Raw genomic sequence first — 13100 nt, forward strand, 5'->3', positions numbered from 1 at the left:
GAGTGAACGGCAGAACCATCGCGCGGGCGACGGCGGCAGTGACATCTCTCGGCATCGGCGCGGTTCTGACCATGGCGGGTCCGGCCTCGGCCGAGCCGAACAGCCCCGATATCCAGGGCGCACTCGCCCAGCTCACCGAAAAAGCCGGCGCGGACGTGTCCGGCCAGGCCGGTGTCGCCGCGCTCTCGCAGTACACCCAGCTCGTCGACGTCTCCCAGCTGCGCGGGATCACCCCCGGCTGGACACCCTTCGCCTACGCCGCCCCCACCTTCGGCTGCGGTAGCAACGGCCCGATCACCACGATCATCGCCGCCGCCAATTCCCTGGGCCCGCAGCTCGCCGAAACCCCGAACCCGTCCCCGGGCTCGCTGCGCTTCAGCGCCTCCCCCGCGCACACCGGCATTCCGCTGAACTCCGGCCTGGTTGTCGCGTGGGTCAACGTCAACAACGGCGCGAGCGGCATCGACATTCTCGACGACCGCACCGAGGCGGGCCTGCCCTCGCTCACCAAGACGGTGAATTCCGGGCCGGGCACCGTGATCGCCTCGATGTGGGGTGTCATCAACTACCCGTTCGCGAACTGCGTGATGACGCCGACCGTCGGACTGTTCTCCGTGCCGGATCTGCCGCCGCCGCCCGCGCCGGATGCGCCCGCGGAACCCGGCCCGAACACCGGTTCCGGCGATGCCATCCCGGCCCCGCAGGCCCCCGCCTCCATCAACGAGGACCTGCGCAAGCCCACCAGCTAGCTCAACTTCGCGAAGAACGCGCGGATATCGGCGGCATGCATCTCCGGAACTTCCATCGCCACGAAGTGGTTTCCGGTGTTGCCCTCCGGCCAGTGCACGATGTCGTTGTCCTGCTCGGCAAGTCGGCGCATCAGCGCTGAACCGCCGCCGTAGGTCCCGGTCGGCACCAGCTTCTGTCCGCTGGGCCATTCGAATCCGCCCGCTTTGCCCAGGCCTTCGTACATCGGCCAGGACGATGACGCCACGGTATTCGTGAACCAGTACAGGCTGATGTTCGTCAGCAGGTGATCGCGATCCATCACGTCCTCGGCTTTGTCGGCCAGCGGCGTGAACTCGTCGAATTTCCGCATGAGCCAAGCCAAGAGGCCCACCGGCGAATCGGTCCACGCCTGCGCGAACGTCTGCGGCGCCGCCTTCAGCACCTCATGGTGATTGACGCCGCCGGACATCCACTGCTGCATCATGTCCCACTCCGCGCGCTCGTCGGCGGACATGGTCGGGACATCCGCCTCGGTGGGCATGCCGATGCCGCCGTCGAGATGCACGCCCACCACCCTCTCCGGCGCCGCGATCGCCATTTCCGGTGCGACATAAGCACCTAGATCCCCGCCCTGCGTCCCGTAGCGCTCGTATCCGAGGCGGGCCATCAACTCCACCCACATCCGGGCCACCCGCTTGATCGTCATCCCTTCCTCCCGTGGGCCTTCCGAGAAAGCGAAACCCGGCACCGACGGAATCACCACGTGGAAGGCCTGCGCCGAATCCAGTCCGTGCGCACGCGGGTCCGCCAGCAGCCCAACGGTTTTCGTGAATTCCACGAACGTGTTCGGCCACCCGTGGGTCAGGAGCAACGGCAGCGCGTCCGGCTCCGGCGACCGCACATGCACGAAATGCACGTCCAGCCCTTCGATCTCGGTCACGAACTGCGGCAACTCGTTCAACGCCGCTTCCTGTGCGCGCCAATCGAACTCGGTCCGCCAGTACTCGGCCAGCTCCTTCAGGTACTCGACCGGCACCCCACGATCGGAGGGGTTACCCGGCAGCTGCGCCGCCCACCGGGTCCGAGCAAGCCGGTCGTGCAGGTCATCGAGGTCGGCCTGCGGAATGTCGATGCGGAAAGTTCTGATCGAAGTCATGTCGACCAAGTTAGGAGCCATCTAGGACCATTCAGGTCCTAGTTCTCTAGAATCCTGAAAACCATGACCGACACCCCCGCTCGCCTGCTGCGCCTGCTCTCCCTGCTCCAAACGCCGCGCGAATGGCCGGGCAGCGAGCTGGCCCTGCGCCTCGGCGTCACCGACCGCACCGTCCGCCGCGACATCGACCGCCTCCGCGACCTCGGCTACCCAGTCGAAGCCACTCTCGGCGCGACCGGCGGCTACCGCCTCGTAGCGGGCAAAGCCATGCCACCACTGCTCCTCGACGACGAGGAAGCCGTCGCCATCGCCGTCGGCCTGCGCACCGCCGCGGCCTCCGCCATCACCGGCATCGATGAAGCCGCGGTCCGCGCCCTCACCAAACTCGACCAGGTACTGCCCGCGAAACTCCGCCGCCGCGTCAAAGTCCTCGGCACCGCGGTGGCTCTCCCCACCGACGACGGCCCCACCGTCGACCCGGAGGTGCTCACCACCCTGGCCGCAGCCGTAACCAACACCGAGCGCGTCCGTTTCACCTACACCGGCGGCACCGCTTCCCGCCGCCACATCGAACCCCTCGGCGTAGTCAGCTCCCGCCGCCGCTGGTACCTCGTCGGCCACGACCTGGACCGCGCCGACTGGCGCATCTTCCGCGTAGACCGCATCACCACCCCCCACCCCACCGGCGCCCGCTTCACCCCCCGCCCCCTACCCGCAGCGGACGCCGCCGCTTACGTAGCGGGCCAGCGAACCGACTGGGGCACACCAGAATTCCACGTCTCGGCCACCATCCAAGCCCCAGCCCACCAGATTTCCGGCCGCCTGGGCGACTCCCCCGGCGACCTCACCCCACTCACCGCCCACTCCTGCCGCCTCGAAGCCACCCGAGACGACTCCCCAGAGTGGTTGGCCCACCGCCTGATCGCCCTGGGCGTCGACTTCGAAGTCCACGAACCCGCAGAACTCATCACCCAACTGAACGCCATCGCCACCCGCCTCAACCACGCCACCAGCCGACGCTAAGGAGCCCTGAGCGGCACACCACGGGGTTCTACTCAGCGTTTGCCTCAACCATGTACCGCTCACACGGTCAGCCGAGGGCTGCGGCGCGAACGTCTGGATGTGGATCGAGGGCGAGGCGGGCGAGGAGCTCTCGGGCGTCCCGGCCGCGGAATTTTCGGAGCGCCTCAGCGAGGACTTCGCGAACTTCGGCATTCGGATGGTCGACGAGGTATGCGAGATCGGCTGCGTCGCCACGACTTCTGGCGCCAAGGCCCCACAGCGCGCTCATGACATCGGAGTCATCCGCAGCGTCTCGGAGTTGTTGCAACAAGGCGGGTTTGGTGGGTGCGGGCGGGTCACCGAAGCGAGCGCGAATGTCAGCCGCTTTGAAGGCGCCGACGGGCAAGCAGACCGGGCAGGCGCAGGGCGGCCGACCGTGCTGATCCGGCGCATAGCGCCAGCCACTTACTTGCCGCACGTGACGAACTCGATGGATGGCGGCCGCGGGAATCGCCCGCGGGACGAAGATTTCATACCCGCGGGGGTCGTCGGCCTCGGCGATCAACGCCGACGCCGCAGCCGCAGTGGCCTCCGCACCATGCTTCGCGAAATGCCCCACGAGCACGACTTCATCGTCCGGAATCCGGAAGTCGACGGCAACGAACAGCCGCTGACCACCCCGGCGCAACTCCCGAACCCATTGGTGCGCAATCACATACGACGGCAGCATCGGCATGCAGTACACGCCGGTTCGCACACCGTAACCACTCTCCGCACGAATACCCGCACGACGAATACGCCGGACATACTTCTCCGGACTCAAATGCACGAACAACGCCATCGCCTCACACTAGGCGGTCGGAAACTCGCCGAGCCATCCCAGCATTCGGCCTCAGTAGGCGCCGAAGACGTTGTCGATGGAGCCGTAGCGGGCGGCGGCGTAATTGCAGGCGGCGGCGATGTTGGCGATGGGGTCGTAGATGTCCCAGGAGGTGCCTTCGACGTGGTAGCGCTCGAAGGTGGGGTCGATTACCTGGAGGAGGCCCTTGGAGGGGATGCCGGCGGCGGCGTTGGAGTCCCAGAGGTTGATGGCGTGGGGGTTGCCGCCGGATTCGCGGAGGATGTTGCGGTGGATGCCCTCGTAGCTGCCGGGGATGCCGTGCTTGGACAGGACGTAGAGCGCGTTCTTGATCCAGCCGTCGAGGTCGTCGGCGAAGAGCGGTTCCGGGGGCGGGAGCAGGCCGGCGAGCGGGGCCGGGAGTTGCTGGACCAAGCCCTGGACCTGGTTCTGCTGGTCCTGCGGGAGGCCCTGCTGGGCCTGTTGCGCCTGCTGCTGCAATTGCTGAGCGGGCTGCCGCAGGGGCTCCGGAACGCCGGGGACCTCGGCGGAGGCGAAGACGGGCACGGCCGAGAGGGTGACGATGACCGCGAGGGGGAACAGTTTGCGCAATGTCATGGGGACGCGATTCCTGGCTGATTCGGGTTCAGATTCCGCGGCTATAACCGGGCGCGCGGTCTGGTTTGGAAGGTCACAGAGTGGTCGCGGTAGGTGAACATAAACTTAACGGCCGGTGAACAAATGGAGCAGCCGACGGAGCGCCCCGCTCAGCGGCAGATTCCCCAGGCGAATTGAGACTTGTGTCACATCCGCGCGGCCAGCGCGAACCGGACGAAATCGCACACGGCGACGACCGGATCGGCATCGGGCGGGTACAGGCCCTGGAGCTGCCCGAGGACAGTGGCCAGCGCGATCGAGGCCAGGAGCTCGGCGGCGGTCGGGATGTCCAGGTCGTCCCGGAAGTAGCCGTGCGCGATGCCGAGCCGGAGAAAGATATCGGCGTGCGCGACCGAGCGGCCGTAGTTGTCGGACAGCCGCTGTGCGACCTCGGCGTCGATGGCCGCCGCCTTGAACGCGAGGAACAGCACCAGCTCGGAATCGTTGCGGGCGAGTTCCAGCAGCCTGCGCACCACATGGGCGATCGCCTCGACGGCCGCGTCGAGCGTCGGAGCGGGACGATCGGCCAGACCCGCCAGCGCGTAGTCGCGGAACTCGCGGAACCAGTCGTCGAACACGGCGTCGAGGATTTCGCGGCGGCTGCCGAAATAGGTGTAGAAGGAGCCGTGGCTGAGCCCGGCGTGCTCGGCGATATCGGCGGCGGACACGCCGTGGTAGCCGCGCGCCAGGATGAGCGCGCGCGCCGAGGCGACCAGCGCTCCGCGACGCGCGGCCTGCACCGCCGCGGCCCGCTCTTCGGCGGAGGTGCGCTGGGTCATGGCCGGTCTACCGCGAGCGCGCTACGGGCCATCAGCGTGGCGACAGCCATGTACCTGGTCAGTTCCGCGGGAACAACCTGTCCTGCGCGCACCACCCGGATCAGGCCGGGAATGCTCAGTGACATCAAGGTGTGCGCGTAGACCTGAGGGTTCACCTCGGCCCGTACCCAGCCCGCCGCCTGCCCCTCGGCCAGGGCGCGCGCCAGCGTCGACATCATCAGATCGGCCAGCCCGCGCAATCGCAGCAGCAGTTCGTCGTCGGCCGCCCCGGCCTCCACCATGATCAGTTTCACCAATTCCGGTTCCCGCGCGAGCAATTCAGGCAGACCGGCGCACATCCGCTGTACCCGGGCGAGCAGATCCGCCAGCGACTCGGCCGGCTCGAATAGCGGCTCGAGCTCGATCGCGGACAGCAACCGCTCGATCGAATAGTCGAAAACACTGTGCAGGATCTCGGATTTGGACGCGAAGTACCGATAGACGGTGCCGTGCCCCAGCCCGGCCTGCCGCGCGATCTCCTCGATCGTGGTGTCCTCGTAGCCCTGTGCGGCGAAGACGACGTAGGCCGCTTCGGTGATCTGCGCGCGCCGGGCCTGCGCGATACCGGGCTGCGGCGGCCGGCCGCGACCAGGTGACATGGCTTAGGGGGCGACCTTCTGTGGACCGTAATCGGTGACCTGCCAGGCGCCACCGTTCTTGGCGACGGTGACCGTCAGCAGGTTCGGCACCGAGGCCGGGTCCTTCTGCTGGACGTTCTGGGTGCGCTGGATCGCGAAAACCGTGACCCGGTACTGGTCGCCGGTCACCGAGTCGACGGCCGCGGAGACGGCGTTGCCGCTGGCTACGACCTGGGATTCGGTCATGATCTTGCCGAGGGTTTCGCGGACCTGCTTATAGCGCTCCCGCAGGGTATCGCCGGTGCCGTCGGTGACTGCGCCGAAGAAGGCGTCGAGGTTGCGATAATCGTAGGTGAGCGACCGCTTTACGTAATCGCGGGCGATCTCGGTGGCCCGCTGTTCATCCGCTGCGGCGGCCCGGAGGTCGGCGGTTTCGTTTGCGGCGGAACGCCATTGCGCACCGCAGAAGACCGCGACCACCGCGAGGATCGCGGCTACGGCGACCAGGATCGAGGACCGCCGGCCCGAATCGACGCGGTCCGCGTCGAGCGCGAGCGCGCGCGACGGAGCGGCTTCCGGCTTGCTGTCCTCCGGTTCTACGGCGTTCACGGAGTCCGATTGCGCTTCTTCGGTTTTCATAGCTGGGTCCTCACTCTCGATAGTTCGTGTCATCGCGGCTGCGGCGCGATGCTCACCCGGGCCGCGCCGCCTTCGGGGAAGGCCGCCGACAGCAGGTCCACGATGGATCCGGCGTCCACCCGGATCGGGCGCACCTGCGAGGTAGCGGGTTTCAGGACCGTCGCCAGCAGCGCGAAGTCCGGGAGCAGTTCGGTGAAGTAGTGGTCGACGCGCTGCACCAGGGGCCGCAGCGGTTCGTCCCAGATGTCGTAGGCCTCGGGCGAAATGGCGGCGATGCTGTGCAGCAGGTGGACAACAGCGGGGTCGGCACTGCTCACGGCCGATTCCAGACCGCCGAGCTGGCCGCCGCGCCCCTCGAAGTTGTCGCCCAGGGTTTGGGTGTTGTCGTAGAGCCGTCCCAGGGCAGCTTGCTTGTCGCGCAGCGTGTTCGCCATCAGCTCCAGCGCCCGCCACATGTTGCGGACCTCGGCATCGCGGCCACTCCAGCCCGCTTCGAGGGTGTTCTGAATGGAGGCCAGTTTCACCGGATCCAACTGGGCCACAATCCCGTTCATCTTGCCCAGCGCCTCGCCGACGGATTCGCTGACCCAGACCTGACCTTCCGGAATCACACTGCCGTCGCGCAGGTACGGCCCGACGGTGTCGGCGGGCCGGAAGTCGAGGTACTGCTCCCCCGCCGCGGACAGGTTCGCGATGCGCACCTCGCTGTTCACCGGAATCTTGTAGCGCGCATCGAGTTCCACCCGAACCGCGAGACCGGTTGCGGTGGTATCGATTCCGCGCACCCGCCCGATCGGCATGCCGCGCAGATTCGCCTGCGAGGTCTTCATCAGCCCGCCGGAGGTCGCGATCTCTACCCGCACCACATAGGTCTCCCGGCGCGGATCCAGTTCCAGCACACCGAGAGTCAGGTAGGCGGCACCGACCAAGGTCAGCACCAGCAGCATGGCCAGGGATACAGAGGCGGGAATCTTCATGGCACCAGTCCGATCGATCGCAGCACGGTGACCAATTCGTCGGCCCGCGCTTCCGGGGAACCACCGTCTACCACCCGGATGTTCGGCGGCGCGCTGAAGAACGGAACGAGCTTGTCGCGCAACAGCTTGCGGAAGGCGTCCAGGTTCGCCGGGACACTGGTGTCGGCGTTGGCGATGGTGAGCAAGCTGGGCGTGATCACCGAGATGATGCCGCGCACGTCTTCCTCGACCGGGAACAGCAGCGTCCCCAGCTGCACCGCGAACGGTTTGATGGTCAGAATCAGCGCGACGACGCTGAACACCAGCTCACCGAGCCCGGCGATGCGGGCGGGTCCCTCGGTCAGCACCCGGTCGACATCGTTCTTACGCGACTCCAGCGTGATCGACACCTCGGCGGCCGCGGCGAGAATGCGGTCCAGGTCGGCGGTGTTGGCCGCCAGGTCATCCAGTGCCAGCCGCCCGGCCCGGGTAATGCGCTCGATCTCGGCCGGGTCCTCCGGGAAGGCCGCGTTCACCTTGTTCACCAGCTCGGCGACATCGGTGATGGTGCCGCCGGTGACGACCGTGGACAGCCCGCGCACCAGGGCCTCGACATTGGTCGCGGGCAAGGTCTGACCGACGGGGATGGTGTCGCCGCCGGCCAGATACGGGCCGCCGGATCCGCGTGGGGGCTGCAATGCGACGAAGATGTCGCCCAGGATCGTGCTCTGCCGCAGTTCTGCGGTAGTCGACTTCGGCAGCCGCACACCGGCTTTCAGGTCGACGGTCGCGATGGCGAGGTCGCCGTGCAGCGCCACGTCGGTGAGCACGCCGACGTCGATGCCGTCCGCGACCACCTTGGCTTTCGCGGGCAGATTCAGCACACTCGCGAATTCGATTCGGATGGAATACTTTTCGCCCTCGACGTAGGTGCCGCGGATCGGAATATCGGTGGGATCGAACCCGCAACCGGCCAGGACCAGCAGCACACCCAGCAGGATGATCCGTAGTCGTCTCATCGCGGGGCCTCCTGGCTGGGCAATTTCGCGGCCAGCGGCGGCAGTGCCGCGAGCAGGTCACCGATGCCGCCGGCCAGCGGCGGCAGGGTGTTGTGGCTGAACGGCACGAACTGCTCGTCCAGGAACCGGTAGGACTGCTCGTCGTACTTGGCGACGTTGCGCACCAGCACCGGCAGGAACTCCCGGGCCAGATCCACCGAATTCGCCAGGCCCTCCGCCATTCCGGCGAGGGCGAGCAGCCCGCCCCGCAGGTGGTCGAGCACCTTGGCCATATCCGGCCAGTTCGTGACGAACATGGTGGTCAGCGCGTCCAGGTTGTCGATCAGGTCGCGAACCTGGGCGTCCTTGCCGACCGGGTCGGCCAGCACCGTCGACATGCGTTCCAGCAGCTGGTTGAACTGCGGCCCGGTGCCCGCCATCGCCTGGTCCGCGTGCGCGACCAGATTCGCCAGCCCCTGGTCGCTCTCGCTGCCCGCGAGGATGTCGTTGGACAGCGCGCCGATGGCGTCGAAGGCGGCGCTCACACCCAGCGGAGTTCGGGTCCGGGACAGCGGAATGCATTCGGAGCCGGTGAATTTCGGCCCGCCCGAGTACGCCTTGCTGAGCTCCACGCGCCGATCGGTGACGATCGAACTGGACATGGTGGCGGCGCCCACATCGGCGGGCAGGGCGATGTCGGCGCGGACTTCCATCCGCACCAGCATTCGGTCGCCTCGCGGTTCGATGGCCTCGATCTCGCCGATGTCGACGCCGAGCAGGGTCACGTGATTGCCCGGATACAGCCCTGCGGTGTCGGTGAATTCGGCACACAGCGCGGTCATGCGGTGCGGCACAACACGTTCGGTCACGTCGGTGACGAGCGCGCAGCCGCTCACGGCAGCCGTCGCGATGATTGCCGTGCCGCTCATCAGCATTCGCCTGAGCATCAGCACCCCCGGATCGGTGTCGGCACGCACAGGCCGGGTTCCGCCACCACGGGCTGCGCATCGGCAATCCCGAGCATCGGTGTGACTGTGGTGATGAATCCGCGCAAGGTTTCGATCACCGTGCGCAGCTGGTTCGGGTCGGCCCACACCTTCTGGAAAGCCTGCTCCAGCTGGGTGACCGCGGGTTCCACGCCGTCGCCGTAGGCGACCAGGGGCCGGTGCAACACCGCGAGGGCACGGGTCAGCAGGTCGAATGCGGCTACCAGTTCGCCCTGGTTGCGGTCGAGCTTGTCGGCGATCAGCCCCAGCTGGCCCACGAACTCGGCGAGCACCGCCTTGTCCCGGGCGGTCGCACCGACATATTCGCCGGACACCTGCACCGCCTTGTCCAGCTGGCCGGACCGCTGCGCCAGCACGCCCGCGAGATCGTTGACAGCGCCGAGGATCTGACGCACCGCCTCCGGCTGCCCCGCCAAGCCACGGTCGATCTCGAGCATGGTGTCGCGCAGGGTTTTACCGTTGGCTTTCCGCAAGCCCGGAGTGACCGCCTCGAAGATGTCGGTCAGCTCGAACGGCGTGCGGGTACGTTCCGCCGGAATGTGTTTGTCGCCCAGGTCATTCGCGCCCTTGGACTCCAACGCCAGGTAGTGCCCGCCGATCGGCGTCAGCAGCTTCACCTCGGCGGTGCTCAGGTCGCCGAGCCGCACTGAGCGGTCGACGCCGAACACCACTTCGACGTGATCGCCGACCAGGTCGACGGTCTGCACCTTGCCGACCTTGATGCCCGCGATGCGTACCTCGTCACCGCTGCGCGCGCCACCGGTATGGCGGAATTCCGCGATATAGGTCTGCTCGCCGAAGGGGACGAGGTACGCCACCGCGGATCCCACCAGTGCGAGGACGGTCAATGCCGCCCCCGCGATACCGATCTTGGCGTCTCGGCTGATCGCGCTGAATAGTTTCGTCATCGGCAGATCACCAGCGCTTGGTTGCCGAGGACGACCGCGCCGATCCCCGGGAGCTCCGCCTGCCCTCGCGAACAGTCATAGGCGCGCTGCTGGCCGGGCAGATTGTTGTTGAGGCCGGTGAGCAGTCCGGGCATCAGCGCGAGGATGTCGGTCAGCTGGTCGGTGTGCGGAGTCAGCCTGCGCAGCATCGCGTCCAGCGGCAGGTAGCTGTCGTCATACGCCGCTTGCCCCTGTTCCAGTAGCGAGACCAGCGGGCGCAGGGTCTTGTTGGTGGTGATCGCGGTATCTACCAATTGGTCTGCCTTGCCACTGAATTGGGAGACCAGACCGGTGAGCTGCTTGACCAGCTCGCCCACCTGCCCGGATTTCCCGCCGATCTGATCGGAGATCTGGCCGAGGTTGTGGATCAGCAGGATGATCACCGATTCCCGATTGCGGGCGTAGCGAGTGAGGGTGTCGAGATCGGCGAGTACCGGCGCGATTCCCGCGCCGTCCCCGTTCAGCACCCGGAGCATGTTCTCGCCCAACCGGTTCAGCGCGTCCGCGTCCAATGTCTGGAACATCGGCTGGAACCCGTTGAACAGGTCCGAGACATCGAAGCTGGGAAGGGTGCGCTCCAGCGGAATCATCGAACCGGCGGGGAGTCGGATGCCTGCCGAATCCTGCTGCTCCAGTTCGACATACCGTTGTCCGAGCAGGTTCTGGTAGCGCACCGCGGCGGTGGTGTCGCCGAAGATCGGCCGGTCACCGAGCACCGTGAAGCGCACCTTGGCGGCACCGTTGTCCAGGTCCACCGACAGCACCGTGCCGACCGCGACACCGGCCATGCGCACGTCGTCTCCGGCGTAGAGCCCCGAGACATCGGTGAAAGTCGCCGCATAGGCGACTTTGTCGCCGGGTACCGTCGGCCGCAGCGCCGCGACGATGATCGAGGCGAACGCCGCGATGATCATCCCGAAGATGATCAGGCGCACGAGAGCGCCGCGCACACTGATCATTTCGTGCCACCGCCGCTCAATTCGACCTGCAGCTGCGGCTTTCCGTCGACGATCGGAAACGCGCTGCCGATATTCAGGATCAACTCGTCGATCCGGTTGTAGGCGGGCGCGATACTGCCGATCGAGGCGGCCAGCGGAATGAGCAGGTCGAGCACACCGTCGATCACGGTCGCCAGGTTCGGATTGTGTTTGCCCAGAATGTCGGTCACCCCTTCGATCACCACGTGCTGCAATCCCCCGATGGCAAGCCGGGTGTGTGCCCGATTCACCGGATCGGCGTAGTAGGTGCTGTTGTCGAAGATGTCGCCGAGCAGCGCGACCAGCGCGGGCGCGGATTGCCGCAGCCCGTCGGAGTTTTCGGCGCCGATGTGCAGGTAGCGGCTGATCGGGCTGCGCTGCCGGTCGGCGAGCATGCGCGCGAACTCCAGCAGTTGTGCCGTGACCGGCCCGATGGAGTCCGAGCTTTCGGCGAGGAAGTCCGAAATGCGTTCCAGCTGTTCCGAATCGACGAGGGCCAGCAGCTGTCCGGCCCGGCGCAGTACGCCGGTGACGGTCGCGTTGGCGCTGTCGGCCCCGATGGTCAGCGTCGTACCGGAGCGCAGCGGGTCACCCGCGCCCGCGGTGACCAGCTCGATCGCGGTGGAGCCGAACACATTCGACGACGCGAAACGGGCGGAGACATTGTCGGTGAGCACCCGCGCCTGCTCCGGATCCAGCCGCAGACCGATCCGCTGGCGACCCGGCGCCCCGATCTCCACCCCGGATACCGTGCCGATTTCCAGCCCGCGGAACTTCACCTGCGCACCCGGCGCGAGCCCCTCGCCGATGGTCGCGGCGTCGATCGTCAGCTCGAAGCTGTCCTCGAAACCGCCTTGCGCGTACTGCGTTATCGCCACGGTGGCCAGCACGCCGACGACGGCGACCACCGCGCCGCGTAGTCGCAGCCCGAGCCGGCCCACCGAACGCCCCGAATGATCTTTGAACACAGCCATCGTCGCGCTACCCCGAGATCCGTACGCCGGAGTCCAGGCCCCAGAACGCGATGGTCAGCACCATGTCGGCCACCACGACCGCGACCAGGCTGGCGCGGATCGCCCGCCCGCTGGCCCGGCCCACGCCCTCCGGCCCGCCGCTGGCGTAGAAGCCCTGGTAGCCGTGGATGAGCACGATCAGCACCACGAAGATGGTCGCTTTGAGCACCGAGGCGAGCATGTCAGCGGGCTGCACGAACATCCCGAAGTAGTGGTAGTAGGTGCCCGACGCCTGTCCGTGCAGCACGTTCACCACGACCGCGCAGGACAGATAGCTCAGGATCAGTGTCAGCAGATACAGCGGGATGACGGTGATGACACCCGCGATCACCCGGGTGGTCACCACGAACGGAATCGGCTCCACCGCAGTGGCTTCCAGCGCGTCGATCTCCTCCGAGATGCGCATGGCGCCGATCTCGGCCGTCATCCGGCACCCGGCCTGGGCGGCGAAGCCGATGGCCGCCACCATCGGCGCCATCTCCCGGGTGTTGGCGTAGGCGGAGACGAATCCGGTGAGCGGGCCCATCCCGACCATGTTCAGCGCCGAGAAGCCCTCGACTCCGATCGAGCCGCCGACCGCGATACCGAGGAACACCAGCACCATCACGGTGCCGCCGCCGACGATGAGTTTGCCGCTGCCCCAGGTGATGTCGGTGAGAATCAGCATGGTCTGGCGGCGATAGGTCCGCAGCGTATGCGGAATCGCCCGCAGCACCAGAAAACAGAAGGTGAGCTGGTGACCGGCGTGCTCGAGTCCGTCGAGCAGCATCCGGGCCGGCGCGTTC

The 13100-nt window shown here is 67.1% G+C and carries 15 protein-coding genes; 2 read left to right on the forward strand and 13 right to left on the reverse strand.

Annotated features, from left to right (window positions below; translation table 11 throughout):
- The first annotated feature begins 2 nt into the window (after positions 1-2).
- Positions 3-749: a hypothetical protein gene (locus IBX22_RS11310; RefSeq protein ID WP_194815229.1), complete on the forward strand. Its 747-nt coding sequence runs from the start codon at positions 3-5 to the stop codon at positions 747-749.
- Here IBX22_RS11310 and IBX22_RS11315 read toward each other — a convergent pair.
- Entirely contained in the window at positions 746-1885 is a 1140-nt protein-coding gene (locus IBX22_RS11315) for an epoxide hydrolase family protein (RefSeq protein ID WP_194815230.1), read from the reverse strand. The two genes, IBX22_RS11310 and IBX22_RS11315, sit on opposite strands and share 4 nt — an antisense overlap.
- A 63-nt stretch (positions 1886-1948) precedes the next feature.
- Here IBX22_RS11315 and IBX22_RS11320 point away from each other — a divergent pair, with 63 nt between their 5' ends.
- Complete coding sequence (locus IBX22_RS11320) at positions 1949-2908, forward strand: YafY family protein (protein WP_194815231.1); 960 nt, start codon at positions 1949-1951, stop codon at positions 2906-2908.
- A gap of 67 nt (positions 2909-2975) precedes the next feature.
- Here the strand turns inward: IBX22_RS11320 and IBX22_RS11325 are convergent, their stop codons facing one another.
- The 12 genes from IBX22_RS11325 to IBX22_RS11380 all read right to left on the reverse strand — a co-directional run bounded on the left by IBX22_RS11325 (position 2976) and on the right by IBX22_RS11380 (position 13084).
- Entirely contained in the window at positions 2976-3728 is a 753-nt protein-coding gene (locus tag IBX22_RS11325) for a HEAT repeat domain-containing protein (protein WP_194815232.1), read from the reverse strand.
- 51 nt (positions 3729-3779) lie between these two features.
- Entirely contained in the window at positions 3780-4343 is a 564-nt protein-coding gene (locus tag IBX22_RS11330; RefSeq protein ID WP_228538299.1) for a transglycosylase SLT domain-containing protein, read from the reverse strand.
- Positions 4344-4528: 185 nt separating this feature from the next.
- On the reverse strand, positions 4529-5161 hold the full coding sequence (locus IBX22_RS11335) for a TetR/AcrR family transcriptional regulator (protein WP_194815233.1): 633 nt from the start codon (positions 5159-5161) through the stop codon (positions 4529-4531).
- Positions 5158-5799, reverse strand: a complete 642-nt coding sequence (locus IBX22_RS11340; RefSeq protein WP_194815234.1) for a TetR/AcrR family transcriptional regulator — start codon at positions 5797-5799, stop codon at positions 5158-5160. The genes IBX22_RS11335 and IBX22_RS11340 overlap by 4 nt, the downstream gene beginning before the upstream one ends.
- Positions 5800-5802: 3 nt before the next feature.
- Positions 5803-6417 carry a hypothetical protein gene (locus tag IBX22_RS11345; RefSeq protein ID WP_194815235.1) on the reverse strand — a complete coding sequence of 205 codons (615 nt, stop codon included), beginning with the start codon at positions 6415-6417 and terminating at the stop codon, positions 5803-5805.
- A 29-nt stretch (positions 6418-6446) separates the two neighbouring features.
- Positions 6447-7394: an MlaD family protein gene (locus IBX22_RS11350; protein ID WP_194815236.1), complete on the reverse strand. Its 948-nt coding sequence runs from the start codon at positions 7392-7394 to the stop codon at positions 6447-6449.
- Positions 7391-8392 (reverse strand): MlaD family protein, encoded by a 1002-nt coding sequence (locus tag IBX22_RS11355; protein WP_194815237.1) that lies wholly within the window; start codon positions 8390-8392, stop codon positions 7391-7393. The genes IBX22_RS11350 and IBX22_RS11355 overlap by 4 nt, the downstream gene beginning before the upstream one ends.
- Entirely contained in the window at positions 8389-9300 is a 912-nt protein-coding gene (locus IBX22_RS11360; RefSeq protein WP_194815238.1) for an MlaD family protein, read from the reverse strand. Before IBX22_RS11360 ends, IBX22_RS11355 begins: the two co-directional genes overlap by 4 nt.
- 17 nt (positions 9301-9317) lie before the next feature.
- Positions 9318-10286: an MlaD family protein gene (locus tag IBX22_RS11365; RefSeq protein ID WP_194815239.1), complete on the reverse strand. Its 969-nt coding sequence runs from the start codon at positions 10284-10286 to the stop codon at positions 9318-9320.
- On the reverse strand, positions 10283-11284 hold the full coding sequence (locus IBX22_RS11370; protein WP_194815240.1) for an MlaD family protein: 1002 nt from the start codon (positions 11282-11284) through the stop codon (positions 10283-10285). The genes IBX22_RS11365 and IBX22_RS11370 overlap by 4 nt, the downstream gene beginning before the upstream one ends.
- Positions 11281-12276 (reverse strand): MlaD family protein, encoded by a 996-nt coding sequence (locus tag IBX22_RS11375; protein WP_194815241.1) that lies wholly within the window; start codon positions 12274-12276, stop codon positions 11281-11283. Before IBX22_RS11375 ends, IBX22_RS11370 begins: the two co-directional genes overlap by 4 nt.
- Positions 12277-12283: 7 nt before the next feature.
- Positions 12284-13084, reverse strand: coding sequence for an MlaE family ABC transporter permease (locus IBX22_RS11380; RefSeq protein WP_375540232.1), 801 nt, complete (start codon positions 13082-13084; stop codon positions 12284-12286).
- Between the last annotated feature and the right edge of the window lie 16 nt (positions 13085-13100).

The organism is Nocardia sp. XZ_19_385, assembly GCF_015355755.1.
Taxonomy (GTDB): Bacteria; Actinomycetota; Actinomycetes; order Mycobacteriales; family Mycobacteriaceae; genus Nocardia.

Excerpts from the sequence above, each read along its gene's own strand:
- IBX22_RS11380 (WP_375540232.1), bottom strand. The coding sequence starts at position 13,084 with ATGCTGCTCGACGGACTCGAGCACGCCGGTCACCAGCTCACCTTCTGT.
- IBX22_RS11375 (WP_194815241.1), bottom strand. The coding sequence starts at position 12,276 with ATGGCTGTGTTCAAAGATCATTCGGGGCGTTCGGTGGGCCGGCTCGGG.
- IBX22_RS11365 (WP_194815239.1), bottom strand. The coding sequence starts at position 10,286 with ATGACGAAACTATTCAGCGCGATCAGCCGAGACGCCAAGATCGGTATC.
- IBX22_RS11330 (WP_228538299.1), bottom strand. The coding sequence starts at position 4,343 with ATGACATTGCGCAAACTGTTCCCCCTCGCGGTCATCGTCACCCTCTCG.
- IBX22_RS11360 (WP_194815238.1), bottom strand. The coding sequence starts at position 9,300 with ATGAGCGGCACGGCAATCATCGCGACGGCTGCCGTGAGCGGCTGCGCG.
- IBX22_RS11340 (WP_194815234.1), bottom strand. The coding sequence starts at position 5,799 with ATGTCACCTGGTCGCGGCCGGCCGCCGCAGCCCGGTATCGCGCAGGCC.
- IBX22_RS11315 (WP_194815230.1), bottom strand. The coding sequence starts at position 1,885 with ATGACTTCGATCAGAACTTTCCGCATCGACATTCCGCAGGCCGACCTC.
- IBX22_RS11325 (WP_194815232.1), bottom strand. The coding sequence starts at position 3,728 with ATGGCGTTGTTCGTGCATTTGAGTCCGGAGAAGTATGTCCGGCGTATT.
- IBX22_RS11335 (WP_194815233.1), bottom strand. The coding sequence starts at position 5,161 with ATGACCCAGCGCACCTCCGCCGAAGAGCGGGCCGCGGCGGTGCAGGCC.
- IBX22_RS11370 (WP_194815240.1), bottom strand. The coding sequence starts at position 11,284 with ATGATCAGTGTGCGCGGCGCTCTCGTGCGCCTGATCATCTTCGGGATG.
- IBX22_RS11345 (WP_194815235.1), bottom strand. The coding sequence starts at position 6,417 with ATGAAAACCGAAGAAGCGCAATCGGACTCCGTGAACGCCGTAGAACCG.
- IBX22_RS11320 (WP_194815231.1), top strand. The coding sequence starts at position 1,949 with ATGACCGACACCCCCGCTCGCCTGCTGCGCCTGCTCTCCCTGCTCCAA.
- IBX22_RS11350 (WP_194815236.1), bottom strand. The coding sequence starts at position 7,394 with ATGAAGATTCCCGCCTCTGTATCCCTGGCCATGCTGCTGGTGCTGACC.
- IBX22_RS11355 (WP_194815237.1), bottom strand. The coding sequence starts at position 8,392 with ATGAGACGACTACGGATCATCCTGCTGGGTGTGCTGCTGGTCCTGGCC.